Annotated in this window: 3 protein-coding genes; 2 read left to right on the forward strand and 1 reads right to left on the reverse strand. The window is 76.5% G+C overall.

Translation table 11 applies throughout. The annotated features are described in order from the left end of the window. A partial coding sequence (locus NCC78_RS30045; RefSeq protein ID WP_250798753.1) for a DUF58 domain-containing protein occupies positions 1–1,239 on the forward strand: 1,239 nt, incomplete at its 5' end. Positions 1,240–1,272: 33 nt separating this feature from the next. Here the strand turns inward: NCC78_RS30045 and NCC78_RS30050 are convergent. Continuing rightward, on the reverse strand, positions 1,273–2,274 hold the full coding sequence (locus NCC78_RS30050; RefSeq protein ID WP_250798754.1) for a stage II sporulation protein M: 1,002 nt from the start codon (positions 2,272–2,274) through the stop codon (positions 1,273–1,275). Between the two features lie 33 nt (positions 2,275–2,307). Here NCC78_RS30050 and NCC78_RS30055 point away from each other — a divergent pair. Continuing rightward, positions 2,308–3,082: RDD family protein (locus tag NCC78_RS30055; RefSeq protein WP_250798756.1), on the forward strand; the 775-nt coding region annotated here is incomplete at its 3' end.

Genomic DNA, 3,082 nt, shown 5'->3' on the forward strand with positions numbered 1-3,082 from the left:
GGGCTGCTGGTGATGACCGGCGCGGTGCTGCTGCTGGTCCTGCTCGACCGGGCGCTGGCCGTGCCGCCGGGCGCGCTGTCCGCCGCCCGGGAGGGGGACCGTACGGTCCGGCTCGGCGGCACCGCCACCGTCACGCTGCTGCTGCACAACCCCACCGGCCGTACGCTGCGCGCCCGGGTCCGCGACGCCTGGGTGCCGTCGGCCGGCGCCCGCCCCGACGTCCCGCCCTCGCGGACGGTCCACGTCGAGCCGGGCGCGACGGTGGCGTTGCCCAACCGGCTCACCCCCGGGCGGCGCGGCGACCGGCCGGCGGTGGCGCTGACCATCCGCTCGTTCGGGCCGTTGGGGCTGGGGTTCCGGCAGCGCTCCGACCGGCCGGCCACCCCGCCGTGGACGCTGCGCGTGCTGCCCCGCTTCGACTCGCGCCGGCACCTGCCGGAGAAGCTGGCCCGGCTGCGGGTGATCGACGGCACCCAGGTCAGTCGGGGTCGCGGCCAGGGCACCGAGTTCGACACCCTCCGCGAGTACGTGGTCGGCGACGACGTGCGCTCCATCGACTGGCGGGCCAGCGCCCGCCGGGCGGACGTGCTGGTGCGTACCTGGCGGCCGGAGCGGGACCGCCGGCTGGTCTGCGTGCTGGACACCGGCCGGACGTCGGCGGTGCGGGTGGGCGACGAGCCCCGGCTGGACACCGCGATCGACGCCGCGCTGCTGCTCACCGCCCTCGCCGCCCGCGCCGGTGACCGGGTCGACCTGCTCGCCGCCGACACCGCGGTCCGGGCGACGCTGACCGGCACCGGACGGCCGGCCCTGCTCGCCCGGCTGGTGCACGCGCTCGCCCCGCTGCAACCGGCGCTGGTGGAGACCGACTTCGACCTGATCGCCGGCGAACTGCTGCGCCGCCAGCGCCAGCGCAGCCTGGTGGTGCTCTTCACCGCGCTGGAGGCGGGCGCGCTCGGCGAGGGACTGCTGCCGTTGCTGCCCCGGCTGGCCGCCCGGCACAAGGTGGTGATCGCGGCGACCCACGACCCGGTGCTGGCCGCGCTGACCGGCGTCACCCCGGAGCGTCCGGCGGACGCCTACGCGGCGGCGGCGGCCTGGCGCGCCCTCGCCGAACGCCACCGCGTCGCGGCGGCCCTGGCCCGTCACGGCGTCACGGTCGTCGACGCCCCCGCCGGCCGGCTGGCCCCCGCCGTCGCCGACACCTACCTCCGCCTCAAGGCCCTCGGCCACCTCTGACCCACCCCGCCCCCGGCCGGGTCGATCCTGACGTCAGCGGTGGTGGTGCCGATCGACGACGCCGTCGACCTCATGATCGACGGAGTCGGACAGCCGGGTGGCACGGCGGCCGAGGATCACCACGTACGCCAGGAAGGCGAGCCAGACGGCGGCCCCGACGGCGACGCGGAGCGGGACGGGGACCGGGGCCGGGGTCACGAACGCCTCGACGACGGCGGAGACGGCGAAGACGCCGACCAGGCCGACGGCGACCAGGACGCCCTCGCGGCCCGCCCGGGCCACGGCCTGCCCCCGGGTCAGCTGGGCCGGCGGCGCGATCCACGCCCAGCCGGTACGCAGGCCGACCCCGGCGGCCACGAAGACCCCGGTCAGCTCCAGCAGCCCGTGCGGGGTGATCATTCCGAAGAAGACGTCGGCCCGCCCGTAGGAGACCATCACCCCGCCGACCACGCCGATGTTGAGCGCGTTCTGCCAGAGCAGCCAGGCCACCGGGACGATCAGCACCCCGGCGGCCAGGCACTGGGCGGCGAGCCAGGCGTTGTGCGTCCAGAGGTGGAAGGCGAAGGTCGGCGCGGAGAACTCGGTGTAGTAGCCGGCGAAGCCGGACTCGACCAGGTCGCCGGCCGCCTCCTCGCCGATGAAGGCCGCCGCCGTGTCGGGGTTTCCGGCGACGAACCAGATCAGGAAGAACGTGAGCAGGCTGAACCCGGTCGCCACGCCGCACCACCAGGGCCAGGCGCGGTGCACCGCGCCGGGGAAGCCGACCAGCAGGAACCGCCCGACCGCCGCCCAGGACGGGCGCGGGCGGCCGGTGAGCCGGGCCCGGGCACGCAGCACCACCTGGGAGAGCTCACCGACCAGCGCCGGGTCGGGCGAGCGGCTGCGCAGCACGGAGAGCTGGGTGGCCGCCCGCTGGTAGAGGGCGACCAGCTCGTCGACCTCGGCGGCGTCGAGCCGGCGGCGACCGCAGAGCTGATCCAGCCGTCGCCACTCCCCGCCGTGCTCTGCGACGTACGCGTCGAGATCCACCGTCACCCCCGTCCGGCGATCATAGTGTTCACTGTCCGGGTGAGAGCGCAACCACGACCGCCGGCCCGACCCGCCCGGTGGGGCGATGCCGGGCTGGTCAGCGGGGAGGCCGTGGAGCTGGACGTCCGGGCCGCCCGGATCGGTTCCCGGGTGCTCGCGCTGCTGCTCGACGTCCTGGCCCAGCTGGTCATCGCCCTGCTGCTGTTCATGCTGATCGGGTTCGGGCTCGCCACGCTCCCGTTCGACGGCGCCCTGGCCAGCGCCGTCGCGACGGTGGGAGTGATCCTCGTGCTGGTCGGCTACCCGGTGCTCTTCGAGCGGTTCAACCACGGCCGCACGCTGGGCAAGATGGCGGTCGGGTTGCGGGTGGTCAGCGCCGACGGCGCCCCGGTCGGGGCCCGGCAGTCGCTGACCCGCGCCCTGGTCGGCGTGGCGGTGGAGTGGCCCGGCCTGGTCCTGCCGCTGCTGAGCTGGGTGGCCGGGGTGACGGTGATGCTGACCGACCGGCGGGGGCGCCGGCTGGGCGACCTGGTGGCGGGCACGCTGGTCGTGCACACCCGGACAGCCACCCCCTGGCGGCCGGTCCCGACCGCGGTGCCCGCCCTGGCCGGCTGGGCGTACACCCTGGATCTGAGCCGGCTGGACGACGGCCTGGCGCTGGCCGCCCGGCAGTACCTGGCCCGGGTGCACCAGCTCAGGGAGCCGGCGCGCGGGCGGCTGGCCCGCGGGCTGTGGGCCGAGATCGCGGCGGTGACCACCCCGGCCCTGCCGCCGGGCATGCCGGAGACGGTCTACCTGGCGGCGGTCCTCGGCG

The organism is Micromonospora phytophila, assembly GCF_023656545.1.
Lineage (GTDB): Bacteria > Actinomycetota > Actinomycetes > Mycobacteriales > Micromonosporaceae > Micromonospora > Micromonospora phytophila.